Source organism: Pectobacterium brasiliense, assembly GCF_016950255.1.
GTDB lineage: Bacteria > Pseudomonadota > Gammaproteobacteria > Enterobacterales > Enterobacteriaceae > Pectobacterium > Pectobacterium brasiliense.
The window spans coordinates 2,581,394-2,601,069 of record NZ_JACGFN010000001.1 but is presented as its reverse complement, the minus strand read 5'-3'; the positions used below and the strand labels follow the sequence as shown (position 1 = coordinate 2,601,069).

Annotated in this window: 14 protein-coding genes and 1 tRNA gene; 6 read left to right on the top strand and 9 right to left on the bottom strand. The window is 53.3% G+C overall.

Annotated features, from left to right (window positions below; genetic code table 11):
• Nucleotides 1–135: 135 nt before the first annotated feature.
• The 3 genes from H4F65_RS11510 to pepA form a co-directional block, all read right to left on the bottom strand.
• Nucleotides 136–2,991, bottom strand: coding sequence for a valine--tRNA ligase (locus H4F65_RS11510; RefSeq protein ID WP_010284623.1), 2,856 nt, complete (start codon nt 2,989–2,991; stop codon nt 136–138).
• A 12-nt stretch (nt 2,992–3,003) separates the two neighbouring features.
• Nucleotides 3,004–3,453, bottom strand: coding sequence for a DNA polymerase III subunit chi (locus H4F65_RS11505; protein ID WP_010284626.1), 450 nt, complete (start codon nt 3,451–3,453; stop codon nt 3,004–3,006).
• 125 nt (nt 3,454–3,578) lie between these two features.
• On the bottom strand, nt 3,579–5,090 hold the full coding sequence (gene pepA, locus H4F65_RS11500; protein WP_010284628.1) for a leucyl aminopeptidase: 1,512 nt from the start codon (nt 5,088–5,090) through the stop codon (nt 3,579–3,581).
• A 283-nt stretch (nt 5,091–5,373) separates the two neighbouring features.
• On the opposite strand from pepA, the gene lptF reads away from it, so the two are divergent.
• The 6 genes from lptF (at nt 5,374) to H4F65_RS11470 (ending at nt 11,268) form a co-directional block, all read left to right on the top strand.
• Complete coding sequence (lptF, locus tag H4F65_RS11495; protein ID WP_010284631.1) at nt 5,374–6,489, top strand: LPS export ABC transporter permease LptF; 1,116 nt, start codon at nt 5,374–5,376, stop codon at nt 6,487–6,489.
• Nucleotides 6,489–7,565 (top strand): LPS export ABC transporter permease LptG, encoded by a 1,077-nt coding sequence (gene lptG / locus H4F65_RS11490; protein ID WP_010284634.1) that lies wholly within the window; start codon nt 6,489–6,491, stop codon nt 7,563–7,565. Before lptF ends, lptG begins: the two co-directional genes overlap by 1 nt.
• Nucleotides 7,566–7,798: 233 nt before the next feature.
• Nucleotides 7,799–7,883 (top strand) — tRNA-Leu (locus tag H4F65_RS11485).
• A 277-nt stretch (nt 7,884–8,160) separates the two neighbouring features.
• Nucleotides 8,161–8,622 (top strand): GNAT family N-acetyltransferase, encoded by a 462-nt coding sequence (locus H4F65_RS11480; protein WP_240350849.1) that lies wholly within the window; start codon nt 8,161–8,163, stop codon nt 8,620–8,622.
• Between the two features lie 90 nt (nt 8,623–8,712).
• Entirely contained in the window at nt 8,713–9,834 is a 1,122-nt protein-coding gene (locus H4F65_RS11475; protein ID WP_010284639.1) for a ribosomal protein uL16 3-hydroxylase, read from the top strand.
• Nucleotides 9,835–10,131: 297 nt separating this feature from the next.
• Nucleotides 10,132–11,268: a lipase family protein gene (locus H4F65_RS11470; protein WP_039318973.1), complete on the top strand. Its 1,137-nt coding sequence runs from the start codon at nt 10,132–10,134 to the stop codon at nt 11,266–11,268.
• Nucleotides 11,269–11,312: 44 nt separating this feature from the next.
• Here H4F65_RS11470 and H4F65_RS11465 read toward each other — a convergent pair whose 3' ends face one another.
• From H4F65_RS11465 to H4F65_RS11440, 6 genes are all read right to left on the bottom strand, one after another.
• The gene (locus tag H4F65_RS11465; protein WP_010284642.1) at nt 11,313–12,506 is read right to left on the bottom strand and encodes an ABC transporter permease; all 1,194 of its coding nucleotides are present in this window, start codon (nt 12,504–12,506) and stop codon (nt 11,313–11,315) included.
• Nucleotides 12,500–13,615 carry an ABC transporter permease gene (locus tag H4F65_RS11460; RefSeq protein WP_010284643.1) on the bottom strand — a complete coding sequence of 372 codons (1,116 nt, stop codon included), beginning with the start codon at nt 13,613–13,615 and terminating at the stop codon, nt 12,500–12,502. The genes H4F65_RS11465 and H4F65_RS11460 overlap by 7 nt, the downstream gene beginning before the upstream one ends.
• Nucleotides 13,615–14,613: an HlyD family secretion protein gene (locus H4F65_RS11455; RefSeq protein WP_039318970.1), complete on the bottom strand. Its 999-nt coding sequence runs from the start codon at nt 14,611–14,613 to the stop codon at nt 13,615–13,617. Before H4F65_RS11455 ends, H4F65_RS11460 begins: the two co-directional genes overlap by 1 nt.
• Nucleotides 14,610–16,031, bottom strand: coding sequence for a TolC family protein (locus H4F65_RS11450; RefSeq protein WP_010287525.1), 1,422 nt, complete (start codon nt 16,029–16,031; stop codon nt 14,610–14,612). The genes H4F65_RS11455 and H4F65_RS11450 overlap by 4 nt, the downstream gene beginning before the upstream one ends.
• Before the next feature lie 396 nt (nt 16,032–16,427).
• Nucleotides 16,428–17,867 carry an aspartate ammonia-lyase gene (gene aspA / locus H4F65_RS11445; RefSeq protein WP_014913979.1) on the bottom strand — a complete coding sequence of 480 codons (1,440 nt, stop codon included), beginning with the start codon at nt 17,865–17,867 and terminating at the stop codon, nt 16,428–16,430.
• Between the two features lie 251 nt (nt 17,868–18,118).
• Nucleotides 18,119–19,114, bottom strand: coding sequence for a LysR family transcriptional regulator (locus H4F65_RS11440; protein WP_010286764.1), 996 nt, complete (start codon nt 19,112–19,114; stop codon nt 18,119–18,121).
• Between the last annotated feature and the right edge of the window lie 562 nt (nt 19,115–19,676).

Here is a 19,676-nt window from a genome sequence, read left to right as displayed (position 1 = left end):
CGGTGTGGTCGGTACCTCTCTATTGACTATAGCAACACTGTACGGATTGGTGAGCACTATTCACTTGTTCGCTGGACGCAGCGGGGAAAAAAGCCCCGACAAGGTGCCGGGGCTGAGATGAGAAATAAGCAAAAGTTACAGCGCAGCGATGACCGCGTGCTGCTCCAGCAGTTTGGCTTTCGCTACGGCGTAGCCGTCCAGCTTCTCACGCTCTTTGGCTACGACCGCTTCCGGTGCGCGTGCCACAAAGCCTTCGTTGGACAGCTTGCTTTCGATGCGCTCAATCTCTGCTTCGATTTTCGCTACTTCTTTCGTCAGACGATCCAGCTCTGCCGCTTTATTGATTAGGCCTGCCATCGGAATTAACAGCTCGGCACCATCAATGAGTTTAGTGACGGAAACTGGACCTTTATCGCCCGCAGGCAGCAGCGTAATGCTTTCCAGACGCGCCAGCGTTTGGATAAAGCTGCGGTTTTCTTCCACGCGACGCTGTGCTTCACCAGTGACATCACGCAGTAATACTTCCAGCGGTTTGCCCGGTGCGATGTTCATTTCCGCACGAATGTTACGCACCGCGATAATCGCTTGCTTGATCCACTCCAGATCGTTCAGCGCCAGCGTATCTTCCTGCTCAGCATCGAACTCAGGGAACGGCTGCAACATGATCGTGTCGGCGCTAATGCCTTTCAGCGCTTTAACGCGTAGCCAGATGGTTTCGGTAATGAACGGAATAATTGGATGTGCCAGACGCAGCAACGCTTCCAGTACGGTAACCAGCGTGTGACGCGTACCGCGCAGTTCCGCTTCTGAACCGCCATTCATCACTGGTTTTGTCAGCTCCAGATACCAGTCACAGAACTGGTTCCAGGTGAACTCGTACAGAATGTTGGCAGCAATATCAAAGCGGTAACCATCCAACGCTTCACGGTAGGCTTTCACAGTGCGGTTGAATTCTGCCAGAACCCAGCGGTCAGCCAGTGACAGCACTTTCTCGCCTGCGCCAAAGCCGCAATCCTGATCTTCGGTGTTCATCAGCACAAAACGGCTGGCGTTCCACAGTTTGTTACAGAAATTGCGGTAACCTTCCAGACGCTTCATGTCCCAGTTGATGTCGCGGCCGGTAGAGGCCAGCGCCGCCAGCGTGAAGCGCAGAGCATCCGTACCGTGCGGCTCGATGCCGTTCGGGAACTGTTTCTCGGTGCGCTTGCGGATTTTTTCCGCTAGCTGTGGCTGCATCATGTTGCCGGTACGTTTTTCCAGCAGCGCTTCCAGCGAAATGCCGTCGACCATATCCAGCGGGTCGATCACGTTCCCTTTGGATTTAGACATCTTCTGACCTTCATCATCACGGATCAGGCCGGTCATGTAGACGGTATGGAATGGCACCTGTGGCTTGCCGTCTTCATCCTTGATGAAGTGCATGGTCAGCATGATCATGCGGGCAATCCAGAAGAAGATGATGTCGAAGCCGCTGACCATCACGCTGCTTGGGTGGAATGCTTTCAGATCGGGCGTTTGCTCTGGCCAACCCAGCGTAGAGAACGTCCACAGTCCAGATGAGAACCAGGTATCCAGTACGTCTTCGTCCTGATTCAGAACGACATCGTCAGCGAGGTTGTTTTCACTGCGTACTTCCGCTTCGGTGCGACCCACATAGACGTTGCCGTTAGCATCGTACCAGGCCGGAATGCGGTGACCCCACCACAGCTGGCGGGAGATACACCAGTCCTGAATGTCGCGCATCCAGCTGAAGTACATGTTTTCGTACTGTTTTGGTACGAACTGGATGCGGCCATCTTCCACCGCTTCTACCGCCGGCTTAGCCAGCACGGCAGCCCGCACGTACCACTGGTCGGTCAGCATCGGCTCAATGACAACGCCACCACGGTCGCCGTAAGGAACGGTCAGATCGTGCGCTTTGATCTCTTCCAGCAGGTCGAGTTCATCGAATGCGGCGACGAGCGCTTTACGTGCGGCAAAACGCTCCAGACCCTGGAAGGCTTCTGGAATGTCGCTGCTGCAAGCGGCGCTGGCTTCGCCATTGGTATCAAAAACTTCAGCGCTCTGGCGGATATCACCGTCGAACGTCAGGATATTGACCATCGGCAACTGGTGGCGTTTACCGACTTCGTAGTCGTTGAAGTCGTGCGCTGGTGTGATCTTCACGCAGCCGGTGCCTTTTTCCATATCGGCGTGTTCGTCGCCAACGATCGGAATACGACGGCCAATCAGCGGCAGGATCACCTCTTTGCCGATCAAATCTTTATAACGCGGATCTTCCGGGTTAACGGCGACGCCAGTATCACCCAGCACGGTTTCCGGGCGGGTAGTCGCGACGACCAGATAGTCTTTCCCGTCAGCGGTTTTCACGCCATCGGCCAGCGGATAGCGCAGGTGCCACATCGACCCTTTCACTTCGCGGTTTTCCACTTCCAGATCGGAAATCGCGGTGCGCAGTTTTGGATCCCAGTTCACCAGACGCTTGCCACGGTAAATCAGGTCTTCTTTATACAGACGGACGAAAACTTCTTTCACCGCGTTGGACAGGCCTTCATCCATGGTGAAGCGCTCGCGCTCCCAGTCAACGGAGTTGCCCAGACGGCGCATCTGATTGGTGATGTTGCCACCGGATTCGCCTTTCCACTGCCAGATTTTGTCGATGAACGCCTCGCGGCCGTAATCGTGGCGAGTTTTGCCTTCTTCGGCGGCGATCTTGCGCTCAACGACCATCTGCGTGGCGATACCGGCGTGGTCGGTACCTGCCTGCCACAGGGTATTTTTACCCTGCATACGCTGATAGCGAATCAACGTGTCCATAATGGTTTGCTGGAAAGCGTGACCCATATGCAAGCTGCCGGTGACGTTGGGCGGCGGGATCATGATGCTGAAGCTTTCTTTACTCGTGTCGCCATGCGGCTTGAAGTAGCCTTGCTTTTCCCAGTGTTCGTAGAGCGGCTGCTCGATATCTTGCGGGTTATATTTCGTTTCCATTATGCTCAAAATTCAGTGAGTTGGCGGCGTAGCCGTGGTCAATTGGAAGCCGACGCTGCGATAGGTTTTATAGCGGTCGCGCGCCAACTGTTTCAAGGAGTCTTCGTAAGGGACAAAGTCTATCACTTCATGGAAAGCGGTGGCAAAATCTGCGAACTGCGGTAATAGGCTGATCAGCAGATCCCGTGGCGCGTTGCCACGCCGCTGCGGCCAGGCCAGTTCGACCGGTGCACCGTGGCGCGGCCCTTCGCCTGCCAGATTGTGCGGCACGAATGCGTTGGGATCGCGCTGCCACAATGCTTCGTCCAGTCTGATGGCCTGCTGTTCGTCTTCACAGGCAATCAGCACGCGCTTTCCTGCTCGCCAACGTTCTGCCGCCAGATCGCATGCCAGTGCCTCATGGGCGCTGAGCTCACCGCTTTTGCTGTCGTGTTCGAGAAGATAGAACGTTGCGTTTTTCATTGTTTACACTATTGATTGCTAAGAGCCAGAAAGTGATAAGGGCCGGAATATCCGGCCCGATAGACAATTACCTTATAAGGATAAGGCAATCGCTGGCTTTGGTCATCGTCGTTGACGTGAAAGTCTTATTCTACGTCGTTCTGTCCGGCGCGATTAAGCAGGAACTGTGATAACAGCGCGACCGGGCGACCCGTTGCCCCTTTGGCTTTACCTGAACGCCAGGCGGTGCCCGCGATATCCAGATGCGCCCAGCTGTACTTACGCGTAAAGCGTGACAGGAAGCAGCCTGCGGTAATCGCACCGCCTGGACGACCGCCAATATTCGCCATATCGGCAAAATTGGATTCCAGCTGTTCCTGGAATTCGTCGGTCAGCGGCAGACGCCATGCGCGGTCACCAGACTGCTCGGACGCGCTCAACAGCTCGTGCGCCAGCGGATTGTGGTTCGCCATCAGCCCAGTGATGTGGTGCCCCAGCGCAATCACGCACGCGCCGGTCAGCGTTGCGACGTCAATCACCACGTCCGGCTCATAACGCTCGACGTAGGTTAGCGTATCACACAAGACCAGACGGCCTTCCGCATCGGTGTTCAGTACTTCTACCGTTTGGCCGGACATCGTGGTCAGCACGTCGCCCGGACGGTAGGCGCGCCCATCAACCATGTTTTCACAACCCGCCAGCACGCCGATGATATTCAACGGCAGCGCCAGCTCGGCCGCCATGCGCATTACGCCGTAGACCGTGGCCGCGCCGCACATGTCGTACTTCATTTCGTCCATGCTGTCGGCAGGTTTGATGGAGATGCCGCCGGAATCGAACGTCAGGCCTTTACCTACCAGCACAATCGGGCGGGTTTCCGGGTTTGGATCGCCTTTATATTCGATCACGGACATCAGTGATTCATTCTGCGAGCCCTGACCCACGGCCAGATAGGCATTCATGCCCAGCTCTTTCATCTGCTGCTCGCCAATCACGCGCGTGATGATGTTCTGGCTATAGGTATCGGCCAGTTGACGCGCTTGCGAAGCCAGATACGCGGCATTACAGATATTCGGCGGCATGTTGCCGAGATCTTTCGCGGCTTTGATGCCCGCCGCAATCGCCAGACCGTGCTGAATGGCACGCTCGCCGCTGGTCAGCTCACGGCGCGTCGGCACGTTGAAGACCATTTTGCGCAGCGGACGGCGCAGCTCGACCTTGTTACTCTTAAGCTGATCGAAGGTGTACAGCGTCTCTTTTGCGGTTTCGACCGCCTGACGCACTTTCCAGTACGTGTTACGGCCTTTCACGTGCAGCTCGGTCAGGAAGCAGACCGCTTCCATCGAACCGGTTTCGTTCAGAGCGTTGATCGTTTTCTGAATCACCTGTTTGTACTGGCGTTCATCAAGTTCGCGCTCTTTACCGCAACCAATCAGCAGAATGCGCTCGGAAAGAATGTTAGGTACATGGTGCAAAAGCAGTGATTGCCCCACTTTGCCTTCTAATTCACCACGGCGAAGCAACGCGCTGATGTAGCCGTCGCTGATTTTATCGAGTTGTTCGGCAATAGGGGACAGACGACGCGGTTCAAACACGCCGACGACAATGCAGGCACTGCGTTGTTTTTCCGGGCTACCGCTTTTTACGCTGAACTCCATGTACTCTCCTGAATCTTAAAGACAACAGCGGGGGCAACGGCTAGAATGTGACACTCCGTAATACTTCCCGCCGTTGCGTTAACATAACCTGTGTTAATCTTAACGACGTAACGAACCTGTTTTAGTGACTAATAAGCAGGTTCTGATACAACAGCTCAAACGCAGTGTGTTGTAATACCGTTTTAGCTAAGAGGGCAGCCAAAAAATGAGTATAAATGGCGCGTTAGCGAAGAAACTATCGATTTTCCTGCAAAAAGACAAGTTTTCACAGGCGTAATTAAGCGTGATCATCATTCGATATCTGGTACGGGAAACCTTTAAGAGTCAACTGGCCATCCTTTTCATTCTGCTACTGATTTTCTTTTGCCAGAAATTAGTACGGATACTGGGCGCCGCTGTTGATGGTGAAATCCCGACAAATTTGGTTATCTCCCTGTTGGGATTGGGTGTGCCAGAAATGGTGCAGCTCATCCTGCCATTAAGTCTATTTCTTGGCGTATTGATGACGTTTGGCCGCCTCTATGCGGAAAGCGAGATCACCGTCATGCACGCCTGCGGCTTGGGCAAGCGCGTGTTGCTGAAAGCCGCGCTGGTCCTGGCCGTGTTCACTGCCATCGTCGCCACCATTAACGTCATGTGGCTTAGCCCGTGGTCGTCCCGGCATCAGGAAGAAGTGCTGGCGGAAGCGAAGGCGAACCCTGGCATGGCAGCATTGGTTGAAGGGCAATTCCAGTCCGCGCAGGGTGGCAACGCGGTGCTGTTTGTCGGCAATGTCAAAGGGTCAGAGTTTGAGCACGTCTTTCTGGCACAGTTGCGCCCCAGCGGTAACGCACGGCCTTCTGTCGTCGTCGCCGATCGCGGTCATATCAAGCAAAACGAAGATGGTGCGCAGGTCGTGACGTTGGATAACGGTTCGCGTTACGAAGGCACGGCACTGCTGCGTGATTTTCGTATCACAGATTTCACCAACTATCAGGCCGTGATTGGTCACCAGAGCGTGACGCTAAATAATAGCGACGTGCAACAAATGGATATGAATACCCTGTGGCATTCGGATGCACACGATGCGCGTGCGGAGTTCCACTGGCGGCTGACGTTGATTATTTCGGTACTGATTATGGCGCTGATGGTGGTGCCGCTGAGTGTGGTGAATCCACGTCAGGGTAGAGTGCTGAGTATGCTGCCTGCGATGCTGCTGTACCTGATTTTCTTCCTGCTGCAAAGCTCGCTGCGTTCTAACGCCAGCAAAGGAAAAATCGATCCGATGGTATGGGTCTGGCTGACCAACCTGATGTACTTCGGTATCGCGGTCATGCTTAACCTCTGGGATACTGTGCCGATGCGCAAAGTGCGCGCCCGCTTTAAGCCTCGTCCCCTTAAAACACAAGGAGCGGCCTGATGTTTGGTGTATTAGACCGCTATATTGGCAAAACGATTTTTACCACCATCATGACGACGTTGTTCATGCTGGTGTCGCTCTCCGGCATCATCAAGTTTGTCGACCAACTGCGTAAAGTCGGGCAGGGCGAGTATTCGGCGTTGGGCGCAGGGCTGTACACGCTGCTCAGCGTACCCAAAGATATTGAGATCTTTTTCCCGATGGCGGCGCTGCTGGGCGCGTTGCTCGGGCTGGGCCAGCTAGCAACCCGCAGCGAACTGGTGGTGATGCAGGCTTCTGGCTTTACCCGCTTGCAGATTGCGACGGCCGTGATGAAAACTGCGATCCCGCTGGTGTTGCTGACGATGGCGATTGGCGAATGGGTGTCTCCGCAAGGGGAACAGATGGCGCGCAACTACCGTTCTCAGATGATTTCCGGTGGGTCGATGATCTCTACGCAGGGCGGACTGTGGGCAAAAGACGGCAATGACTTTATCTATATCGAACGAGTGACGGGCGATAAAGAACTGTCTGGCGTCAACATCTACCACTTCGACGATAAGAACAAGCTGCTATCTGTGCGCTATGCGGCCTCTGCCGAGTTTGAAGACGACAGGAATGTCTGGAAGCTCTCGCAGGTTGATGAATCTGATTTGAGCGACGGTAAACAGATTGGCGGCAGCCAGACGTTCAGCGGAGAATGGAAAACCAACCTAACGCCGGATAAGCTCGGCGTGGTGGCGCTGGAGCCGGATGCCCTGTCGATCCGTGGGCTACACAATTATGCCAAATACCTGAAACAAAGCGGGCAAGAGTCGAACCGCTACCAGCTGAACATGTGGAGCAAAATCTTTGCCCCAGTCTCAGTGGCGGTGATGATGCTCATGGCGGTCTCTTTCATCTTCGGCCCGCTGCGCAGCGTGTCGGCGGGTTCACGCATCGTGATTGGTATCAGCTTCGGCTTCCTCTTCTACCTGCTGAATGAGATTTTCCGCCCACTCAGCCTGGTCTATGGTATCCCGCCGATTCTGGGCGCTATCTTGCCAAGCTCGGTGTTTCTGTTCATCAGCGTAGCGCTGTTGCTGAAACGCCGATAGACCGACCCCAGTAGTCTGAAAAAGCGCTGAGTGGATAACTCCTCGGCGCTTTTTTATTGGTCGTGACAAATTGCCCTCAGCAACGCCCATCACCACTTTATATTAAGGTGAAGCGGGCATAACACGTTGCTAAAGATGATTTTTTCAGCACTTAAGCTAACGCAGAGTGGATTAACATTGCGCGTGGGCCGTCAAACGGTATAATGCACCCGTTTTCCGCATACTACTTCTGTGCCGAAGTGGCGAAATCGGTAGACGCAGTTGATTCAAAATCAACCGCCGCAAGGTGTGCCGGTTCGAGTCCGGCCTTCGGCACCATAGTATGAAAATTAAGTCACCTCAGGGTGGCTTTTTTTATGCCTAAAATTCAGAAGATTGTATCCTTTTCCTGACATCCTTTCCCCAAAACACTCTCAAACTACCTAGTCTTTCTTTTGTAAGCACACACGCTTCTGTTGCACACGGAGAAGCCTAATCGCCATGCAGAGAGTCGTGTACTGAAAGGCGGATTGTGATTATGCTGAATGGGAGCGCGTATGGAAGCTCGGGAATCCCTGAAACCGCATTTTCAGCAGCGCGTTATTCATGCAACCTCATGATTTTTAATAAACGGAAGCTGGGAGGACTAGTGGAATTAATCGTGACGCACGACATTACGGATAACGATCGGGAAGCACTTTTTGCTGGCCTGAGGAGCTACAATCACCGGTTTATTAATCCTGCCTCTTTTGGGCAAATCGGTATTTTTCACCGCAATAGCGCCGGAGTGATGACCGGCGGGTTGATCGCCACGCGTAAAGGATTATGGCTGTGTATTGATTATTTGTGGGTGAGCGAGGAATCCAGAGGTCTGAAGCTCGGTAGCGCGTTGGTGAAGGAAGCAGAGCAGGAGGCGATGCGTTTTGGGTGCCGTCATGCGCTTGTGGATACCTTTAGTTTTCAGGCACTTCCTTTCTATGAAAAACAAGGTTATCAACTGCAAATGTCTTTACCTGATTTTCCTGAGGAAGGCATGTTTAGGCACTATTTAATCAAGCAAAATATGCAGTCTGCATGATAGTTACCCGCCCATTGACCAATGACAAGGTAGCGCTGGTAGCCCCTTCTTTATAATCAGGCCCGTTTCTCTTCTCACTGGTGTGGACGCATGGCTTACCAACTTAACCTTAATTGGCCTGAATTCTTAGAAAAATACTGGCAAAAACAACCTGTTGTATTGAAAAACGCTTTCCCGAATTTCGTCGATCCGATTACGCCGGATGAACTGGCGGGTCTGGCGATGGAGGCGGAGGTCGATAGCCGTTTGGTCAGCCATAAAAATGGTCAGTGGCAGGCCAGTAACGGGCCGTTTGAGCATTTTGATAATCTGGGTGAAACTGGCTGGTCGCTGCTGGCTCAGGCGGTGAATCACTGGCATGCGCCGTCTGCTGAACTCGTGAGCCCGTTCCGCGTGTTGCCGGACTGGCGTTTAGATGACCTGATGATCTCCTTTTCCGTACCGGGTGGCGGCGTGGGGCCGCATATCGATCAGTACGATGTCTTCATCATTCAGGGGATGGGCAGCCGCCGTTGGCGCGTGGGTGACAAGCTGCCGATGCGTCAGTTTTGCTCGCATCCTGCGTTGCTACATGTCGATCCTTTCCCACCGATTATTGATGAAAATCTTGAGCCGGGCGATATTCTCTATATTCCGCCAGGTTTCCCGCATGATGGCTTCACGCATGAAACCGCACTTAACTACTCCGTGGGGTTCCGTGGGCCGAACGGCAGAGACTTAATCAGCAGCTTTGCTGACTATGTGCTGGAGAACGATCTTGGCGGTGAGCACTATAGCGACCCTGATTTGACCTGTCGGGAACATCCGGGGCGGGTTGAGGACTATGAGTTTGACCGTCTGCGCGAGATGATGATCGACGTGATCAATCAGCCGGAAGCGTTGAAGCAGTGGTTCGGTCGCTTTGTGACGACGCCGCGCCATGAGCTGGATATCGCTCCGGCAGAACCGCCCTACAAGCCGGATGAGGTTGTGTGGGCGTTGATGGACGGCGGTGTGTTGACGCGTCTGAGTGGACTGCGCGTGCTTGAAGTCGGCGGTAGCTACTTCATCAACAGCGAACGGCTGGACACGGTCGATCCGAAAGCGGCGGATGCACTGTGTCGTTACACGGTTCTCGGTAAAAAAGAGCTGGGTGCGGCGCTGAAAAATCCGGCATTTGTGGCTGAATTAACCGGGCTGGTTAATCAAGGATATTGGTTCTTCGACGAATAAACTCCCTTCTCTTTAGCGGCTTCCTGGCACGTATGGCATGAGGTGCCTCGGGAGCCGCACATTATCATTCGCATTGAGCGCGGTATCAAAAGCGTATAGGTTCGTCCTGTTAACATTCGACTATCAGCCTGATGTCAGTCGCGCCAAGATGAATATCACCATAGCCTAATCCCTTTATTGCTAAAAATTAGTTATCTATTGAATTTAATAAAGAAATTATTAATTTATGACATCATTAAATCAATAACTGAACTACCTTTTAGGGGATGTAAAATCAAATAACTCTGGAGATATGTCATGTATCATTTACCTAAAATAAAGCAAACCCCCTTAGCGTTATGTCTCATTATATCAGCCTGTATGGTGGCACCGTTTTCTTCCGCAGAGACGAAGGCACCAGGCACGCTAGTAAAAAAAGTACAGTTGGCTGAGGAGTATGGCTTAATGGAGGCCGCTGATCAGTATCGGATCCTGTATCACTCTCGAAGTGGTGTGGATGGTAAAAGTCCACGGGACGACACCGGCGCTGTTTTCATCCCTAAAGGTGAGACGCCAGAAGGTGGCTGGCCAGTCGTAGTGTGGACGCATGGAACGATCGGTGTGGCGGCTGCCTGCGCACCGTCTCTTAATCCACGTTCAGCGCGGGATGCGCAGTATTTAAATACTTGGTTGTCGTTGGGGTTTGCCATCGTGGCGCCGGACTACGCGGGGCTTGGGTCTGACGGGCTGCATCACTACCTCAATTCACGAGGTGAAGCGTGGAGCGTGCTGGATGGTGTCAAAGCATCGCTGAGTACATTCCCGTTGCGTAATCAGTTAACGCTTGTCGGTCAGTCACAGGGGGCGCATGCGGCCTTTGCGACAGCGGGCTACCAACCGGATTATGCGCCGAACCTGAATATCGTATCGACGGTATTGACCGGTACGCCCTATTTTGATGACGAGACCTCTGCGGCAGATCTTTTTGCTGGGGAAAGTGGAGAGGGTGGCGATCCAAAAATACCTTATGTGATGTATATCTATCTCTCGGCGGCCGATGTCAATAAAGAGCTTAAGGTTGATGATTATTTCACACCGAAAGCTGCTGCCATTGTCGCTGACGCACGTAAGATGTGTATCGGTGAGCTGACGCAAAAGGTGATGGCCGAGGGGTTGAATGCGAAGAATAGCCTGAAGCCTGCGATCCAAGAATTATTGGATAGCCAAACCGCGAGTTTGCGCTATAACACACTCAAGATTAACCAACCGGTCTTCATCGGGATTGGTACCAGTGACATTAACGTACCGACAAAGATGCAGCGTCACTTTGCGGAAGATGTCATTAATGCAGGGACGTCAGCAGAGGTACATGAATATAAAGGCATGGATCATAGTGAAACGGTTAACGTTTCACTGCGTAATTCGGCCCCCTTTGTGTGGTCGACAAAACCGTAAACCTCTTGTCCCGGCATACCTGTCGGGACATTAATTTTTAATCTTCAATCGCGTGCCAGCCATCGACGTGCAGCCTGATTTTCCCGACGGTATTGCCGTTGCCGATACCCTAGCATGCCCCACGCCAACAGGCCGTACAGCGCGGACAGCACCCACAAATGCCACCAAAATGCGCCGATTTGGGCAAAGTCAGCCCCCATCTGATTAAGACGCAATATTCCCTGAATCGTGAAGACCGCGGGCACCCACTGCGCCAGCCAGTTCAGAGGCGCGGGAATCATTTCAACGGGCCAGATGAAGCCAGAAAGAAACACTATCGGAATGGAAGACAGCAGCACCGCCTGACTGGGGAGATCTTTGCGCGTAAAAGCCGCCCCCAACACCACACCGAGCCATAGCGTCGAGAGCAGAAAGGGCAGCGCAAACAGCAGCAGTTGGCTCATGCTGGCTTCGCGTGCAATGCCGTAGGCATCGAGACAAAAACCGAGCATGTAGAGTAGCGAGAGCAGATAGGCTCCGCCAACGACCAGTGTACGGGCCAGCAGCAAACGCCACGGTGTCGCGGATTGCCAGTAGCGAACCTCGCCAGATCGCGTGCGCTGATTTTGTCCGGCACCGAGCAGGCCGCATCCCATCAGCAAAATCTGGTGCAGGATCAACATGAAGACACCGGGAACCACGTAATCGACATAGCCCATGGTGGGGTTAAATACCGGCACGACATTCAAAGAGGTTGCCTGCCACTGTGAGCTGGCGGCGGGTATGCCTTCCCCCTGAGCAAGTAGCCGGGCGACTTTAACTTGTGCGCCCGCGGTGCCGCCGACGGTTGCCAGAGACTGCGCGATTGCGCCGTAGATCAGGAAGTAGCTGGCATCTGCCGAGTAACTGACCGTGACGCTTTTTCCCTGCATGATATCGCGATAGAAGTGGCGCGGAATGTAGAGGATCCCTTTTGCTTCGCCGTGCAGAAGCAGCGTTTTGGCTTCATCCAGCGTGTTGCGCTGCGCCACCAGCCGCACCTCCGGCGTGGAATCGGCCATAAACGCCAGACGGCGTGAGAGCTGAGTGCCATCTTCATCAACCAGCACCACCGGCAGTTCGCGCGGCGTCTGGGCGAGGTAAGGGCGCGGATAGAGAAAGGAATAGAGCAGAATCCCACCGAACAGGGTGAGCAATATCGTTGGATCGCGCAATAAACTACGCAGCTCAAACCGGATGAGGGTGGCGAGGGTCAGCATGCTACCTCCTCGCTACTGGGACGGTAGCGCCACAGTGTGAGCGGTAGCAGCAGCCAGAATAGCGCGAGCGCGGCCAATGCGGGCGCGATCTGACTGAGTTCTGCACCGTAGCTGGTGATGGCAATCGCGATATCGCCATAGTGCGCGACCGGCAGCAACTGCCGCCAGAACGTGGCGAATGTCTCCATCGCTGCCGCCGGAAAGGTGATGCCCATAAACGCCAGCCCGGGAGCCATTAGCGCTCCGACAATGGAAACGGCGCGTGCTGGATCGCGGATCAGCGCATAGAAAGCCATGCCTAGTGCAACGCAGGCGCCAGCGGTCACGCCAATCGAGACAAATAGCAACAGCGCTGAGCCGTTAAGCGGGTAATCAAGCAAGCTATACAGCGCATAGCTCCAGACGCCGCCCCATGCCCAGCCGATCAGCCAGTGCGTCAGGAACTTAGCACCGATGGCAGCGTGGTTTTCCGGCACCCAATGTGCTCCGTGCCGATCCTCCCGAGCTAGCGTATTCAGGCCGTATAGCGCGAGCAGAATCGACCAGATCGAGGGGATAATCGCGTTCAGCAAGAACTGGGCGTAGTTGGAGTTTTGATTAAACAGCGCGGTAATCTGTCCACCAATCGGCATCGCTAGCCCTTTGGCTTCGGGAACAGCTGAGCCTTGAGACAGCGCCTGCACCACGGCGATCTGCCCGTTGAACGTCCCTGCGACCAGCGACAGCGAGCTGTTGATGACCTTTGCAATCAGCACAAACTGCCCATTATTCCAGGCGGTCACGGTGGGTAAGGTTCCCAGTCGGATATCGCGCTCAAAATGGCGTGGGATGACCACTAGTGCGTAGATCTTGCCGCCGCGTAACGAGGCTGAGCCTTCCGTCTCTGTCGAGAATTGATGGTTCAGGTTGAAAGACGACGAAGCATGCAGCTCTCTGGCAAACTGGCGCGACATCGTGCTGTTATCCAGATCGATCAGACCAATGGGGAGTTCGCGCACAATCGCCCCGGATAGCGTCCACCAGGTAATCAGCATGGTGACAAGTGGCAACCAGAGCGCTAAAGCCATACCCCAGCGGTCGCGCCACAGCGCTCTCCATTCGCGCATCATCACATTTCTACCAGTGCGCTCATGCCGACGCGCAGCCCGCTAATCGGTTGAATTGGACGCGCCTCCACTTCGAACGTTCGCATGTCGAATCCTTGTCGGGTATCCGTTGCCCGCCATGTGGCGAAGTCGCCCATGACGGAAACGTAAGACACCTTAAACCGAAATGTCTGGTTGTTCAGCGCGGGGATACGCGCTTCAAACTCGGTGCCCATCGCAAAGCGTTCAAGCAGATCCTCGCGTACTGCCAGTTGGATCCAGATGTCGCTCATGTCCAGCAGTGTGACCACGGGAAAACCCTGTGGCGCAATTTCGCCGCTGCGCAGCAGCACATTGCTAACCTCGCCAGTGTGCGGGCTGACGACGCGCGCCTCTGCCAGATAGGCTTCCACTTCGGCGACGGAACCGGCGGCCATACGGACTTGTTCCTCTGCCGCTGCCTGGGTTTCTTTCCGCGTGCCTTCCAGCGCCATTTGATATTCCTGCCACGCCATCCCTTCGGTATAGCGCGCGGCATCCCATGAGGCTTTAGCTTCATCCCGCTTTTGCAGCGGCAGCACGCCTTCCTGATAGAGGTTCTGCACGCGCAGATAGGTCTTATGGCTGAGTTCGGAACCGGCTTTGGCTTTTTGCCACTGATCTTTGGCGGCGGCGATCTGCTGTTCACGTGCGCCTTTTTTGGCTTCCTGCGCCACCGCACCCGCCGCGGCTTCACCCGCTTTTGCCTGTTCCAGCTTCGCGTCCAGTTCCGGCGTCAGGAGCGTGAAGACGAGATCGCCGACGTCAAGCTGCTGGCCTTTTTGTACCTGCACCTCTGCGATACGGCCAGCTACTTTTGATGACACTGAATACTGCTGTGCTTCGATTTGTCCCTGAAGCCGTATCGGTTCGGGCTGATAGGCGAGCCAGAAGCGATAGGCTATCCAGACAATCACAATCAACAGAACGGCCTGAAGGAGCCATTTGCGTTTTGCACGAGAAGGGCGCTGGGGCTGTGTCATGGCGTCACCTGTATGGCGTATTGGGTCTGGTAGTCAGAGAAGCGGTTTATCTGGCCGGAAATCGCCATCAATCTGGCGATGGATACCACGTAACGATAGGCCGCAGAGGCGCGCTGTGTTTTGGCTCCAGCGAGTTGGTTTAGCGCATCCACGACGTCCAATGAGGTAGACATGCCCTGCGTAAACGCCTTATTACGTAGCTGGACGTTCTCTTCGGCCAGTTTTTCCGTTGAGGACAGAGAATTGAACTCTTCCAGCGCCAGTCGGGCCTCTCGCCACGTACTCTCGACGACTATTTCAAGGTTCTGGCGCATATCGGCTTCCAGATAGTTAACCTGCATTTCCGCGCTTTTCGCGGCGGCGATGTTGTCGGAACGGCCTTCGCGGCTGATGAGCGGGACGGAAACGCCGACGCCCACCATCCAGTCCGGAGTCGTTCTGGCGGCCAGCGTGTCCTGCTCATAGAGCTGATAGTTGCCGAATAGGAATACGTCAGGGGCGTATTTGGCGCGTTCGATACGGATAAGATCCTTAGCCTGATCGCGCTTAGCGGAGAGCACCTTTAAGCCGGGGTGCGTGTTGAGCGTTTGCTTCACCAGCGCAGGCAGTTCGGGAAGCGCTTTGTTGACGAACAGCGAAGACGAAGGGGTTGCGCCTTCTGTTTTGATGAGCTTGGCGAAGACCATTTCGGTGGTCTCCATGCTTCGCCGCGCCTTTTGTGTTTCGATACGCGCCATGTCATAAGCGGATTGGGCAGACAGCACCTCGACTCGTGCGATTTGGCCCTGCGCTTCCAGCTTGCGGGCATGGTCATAGTGTTGCGCCATGCCTTTCTCGATATCCTGACGCGTCTTCATTACCTGATGCGCCATCACCACGCCGTAGTAAGTCTGTGCCAGCGCCTCAAACTGCGCCAGTGTGCGGACGATCAGCATTTGCTCTGCCTCATTCACCTGTGCGGCACGAATCGACTGAGCCGCATCAATCCTGCCTCCGGTGAATAACGGCCAGACGACCTGAACGGAGCTGGTTACCACATTTTGTTCTGTGAAGCGGGTGACGAAGGGATTGCCACTGGTATTAATCAACTGATTGAGCGCGGCGAAGATGTCCCGGTGGTTCGACAGCGGGTTTAAGTCGCGAGCGTCCAGTTCGACAGGCTTATCAAGGCGGGTATAGCTTGCGCCCACGTTGACCTGCGGCCAATAGAGCCCTTTGGCGGATTCTTTCAGGAACTGGGCGCGATCGACTCCAGCGTGTTCAGCGGCAATGCTGTCATCGCTCTGCAACAGGCGGGCCCAGGCCTGATTAAACGAGATGGTTTGCCCCAATGCCGTGGACGACCAGCACTGCAACAGCAGCAGCGCGACGGGGAAATAAGTCAGAAGCCGGATTTTGCCGTGTGTTATTCGAGGCATGCCAGGTGAAATCATCCTTTTACCCAAATACCGTCAAATTAATAAAAATAAGCCCGCCGAAAGCAGCACAAGGCTTGTCCGTTTGTACATGATGAGGAAAAGCATCTAACGTCAGGTAAACAAACACGTATTGCGGGTGGTGTGTTCCGTATTATTTTTTGTGATGATTTAGTTTTGGTCTAAATCCCCAATTATTCAAATAATATAAGGGATTGAATTGGAAATTTATTTTTAGAGAAGCGGTGCTGCGGGAAATAAGTCACGGTATATCGGTGACTCCTGTATGTAAGCGGGAAAAATAATATCGTCATACTGTAAATAATAAGCAAAGAAAAGGCCCGACGTTTCCCTCGGGCCTGTGTGACAACTAGCAACAATAATGACGGAAAATGAAAATTAAACGGCTTCGTTTTCGTCGGTGTAGCGTTTGGCTTTGTAGGCCGGGTGCATCAGGTTCTGGATGGAGAAAATATCGTCCAGCTGTTCTTCGGTCAGCAGGCCGCGTTCCAGTACCACTTCACGCACGCTCTTACCCGTTTCGGCACAGATTTTCCCGACGATATCGCCGTTATGGTGGCCGATGAACGGGTTCAGGTAGGTCACGATACCGATAGAGTTGAAGACGTAAGCTTCACATACTTCTTTGTTAGCGGTGATGCCGTCAACGCATTTTTCCAGCAGGTTGTAGCAGGCGCTGGACAGAATCTGGATGGATTCGAACATCGCTTGGCCGATAACCGGTTCCATCACGTTCAACTGCAACTGACCCGCTTCTGCCGCCATGGTGACGCAGGTATCGTTGCCGATGACTTTGAAGCAGACCTGATTGACCACTTCTGGTACGACTGGGTTAACTTTGGCTGGCATGATGGACGAGCCCGCCTGCAGTTCCGGCAGGTTGATTTCGTTCAGGCCAGTGCGTGGGCCGGAAGACAGCAGGCGCAGGTCGTTACAGATCTTCGACATTTTAACTGCGACGCGTTTCAAGGCGCTGTGCATCATCACGTAAGCGCCACAGTCTGAGGTCGCTTCGATCAGGTCTTCAGCCGGTACGCAAGGCAGACCGCTGACTTTTGCCAGATGTTGAACGGCCAGTTTCTGGTACTCATCCGGCGTGTTCAGGCGCGTACCGATGGCGGTTGCGCCCAGGTTCACTTCCAGCAGCAGCTCGGCGGTACGCAGCAGGTTACGGTTTTCTTCTTTCAGCAGTACGTTGAACGCGTGGAATTCCTGACCGAGAGTCATCGGTACGGCGTCCTGCAACTGGGTACGGCCCATTTTCAGGATGTTTTCGAACTCTTTCGCTTTGCGCTCAAAGCCATCGCTCAACTGGGTAATCGCTTCGACCAGTTTCAGGATGGAGGTGTACACCGCGATACGGAAGCCGGTTGGGTAGGCATCGTTGGTAGACTGGCATTTGTTCAGGTGGTCGTTCGGGTTCAGGTATTGGTATTCACCTTTCTGGTGACCCATCAGTTCCAGACCGATATTCGCCAGCACTTCGTTGGTGTTCATGTTGACTGATGTGCCCGCACCACCCTGATAGACATCGACAGGGAACTGATCCAGACATTTGCCGTTATTCAGCACTTCATCACAGGCTTGCAGAATGGTATCGGCAATTTTACGTGGGATGGTTTGCAGTTCTTTATTCGCCAGCGCGGCTGCTTTTTTTACCATCACCATAGCGCGGACAAATTCTGGAATATCGCTGATGGTGCTATTGCTGATATAAAAGTTCTCAATCGCACGCAGCGTATGGATACCATAATAGGCATCAGCAGGGACTTCACGGGTACCTAACAGGTCTTCTTCAATACGGATATTCGTTGACATGGTTCTTCTTCCTTTTTCTTGTTCGATGTACATAGCATCGCTTTCAATATTAAGACTATGATTTTTTAGGGTTTGTATTTCCTGTTTTTTGATTTTCAGGTAACACGAACCCATCACGATTTGTATAAAATCATGACTAAAAAGCGTTCTCGGGGAGACGAACATGGAATTAGCATTGTTAAATGGCTAGCGGTGGATATATTCCTCCATTTTTGCTACGTCTCCCAATCGTGAATAGTTATATCTAACCGTTATTCCGTATTATCCGGGTTGATCTCAACCAGCTTTTCTATTCCGCGGTTCAGCGTTTTCAATTTCGGAATAAATACGGTTTTAATAATGTCATGTGTGACATCACACGCTTCTTCAAAGAACGCGCTGTATTCATCTCGGTGCCCGACAATATACAGCGAACGCTTAATATTCAGCTGTTCCGGCATATGCGTTAGCACCTCGCGGGAGTGTGCAACGGATTGCAGGAAACTGAGCGGGGTGGTTACCGCCCAACCGATACCTGCCGCCACCATCGAGGTTAAGGTATCCGCATTATCAAATTCGAGCATGTTTGGTACGCGGACATCGATGCGTCGGAGGTAACGCTCAATCTGCATCCCAATCTGCGAGTTCCGGTTAAAGCGCACTAGCGGCAGTGCGGCGGAAAGCTCGCGGATATCCTCAACCGTTTTGATGCGTTTGCGGTAATCCGGTGGCGTGATAATGAAATAGCCTTCGGAAAACAGCTGATGACGCACTACGCTATCGCTGTCGATCAACGGGTCGCTGGTGACGATCATATCCAGCTCGCGGCGCATTAACGCTTCACCCTGCTGCGGACTGAGCCCGGTACGAATCAGCAACTGCGATGAACTCTTCATCAAACTCTTGGTAAACACCGAACCGCAGGTGATGGCAAACGAATCCACCAGGCCGATACGCAAGTCAGGTTTAATCCCTTTTCCCGCTTCCAACACCTGCGCCTTCAGGTTCGCAATCTCCTCCGTCAGGATTTCTCCCCGGTTTTTCAACGCAATGCCGTAAGGCGTCAGGACAAAGGGGCGACGAGCCCGGTTTACCAATTTGACGCCGAAATCTTCTTCCAATAACCGGATCGTTTGCGAAATGGCAGAAGGCGTCAGACCTAGCCGCGTGGCGGCTGCCGTCATGCTTCCTGCTTCCGCCATCGTCACAAAAACATAGACGGCGTACATATCGATCGATTTATTGGCGGACACTGTGCGTTTAACCATATGAGTTTGCCTACGCTGCAAGGTGAATGTCGTCGAAATATGAAGCGTTAGTCTATCTCATCTCGCTGACTACGACCTCGCTAACTGATGTCAGAATAGTCGGCTAACTTCAGAAAAAATACAGGTCGCGTCACTGATTAATTTTTTCTTATTTCTAGCTTTAGCGGATCTGAAGATATGACATTCATGGATTTTAACGTGTGGAATAGCGTAGAGAAGGAAGAAGGAACGCAATGATGTTGGGCCATATTTATCGGCGAATGAGCAGCCATTATTGAGAAGCGGCGAGTCAATGGAATGTGGCGAGGGAATGAAGAGGTGTTGTACGCAGTAGGGTGGAAAATGCCTCTGTATTTCAAAGGGCTAAGTTAGAAAGTTTCCCTTTAACAGCTTGTTGACACCTTTGTTACGATACGAAATACTCTCTTACGGATTGATATCCACTGGCGTGTAATTTCTTAATTCTCACGTTAATTCAAAGAGATAAATATAAAAACTGATTTCGTACTTCGCTCACTTTATTCACATTGAGTGGCGCTTAAGTGCGGAAAAAACTATGCCG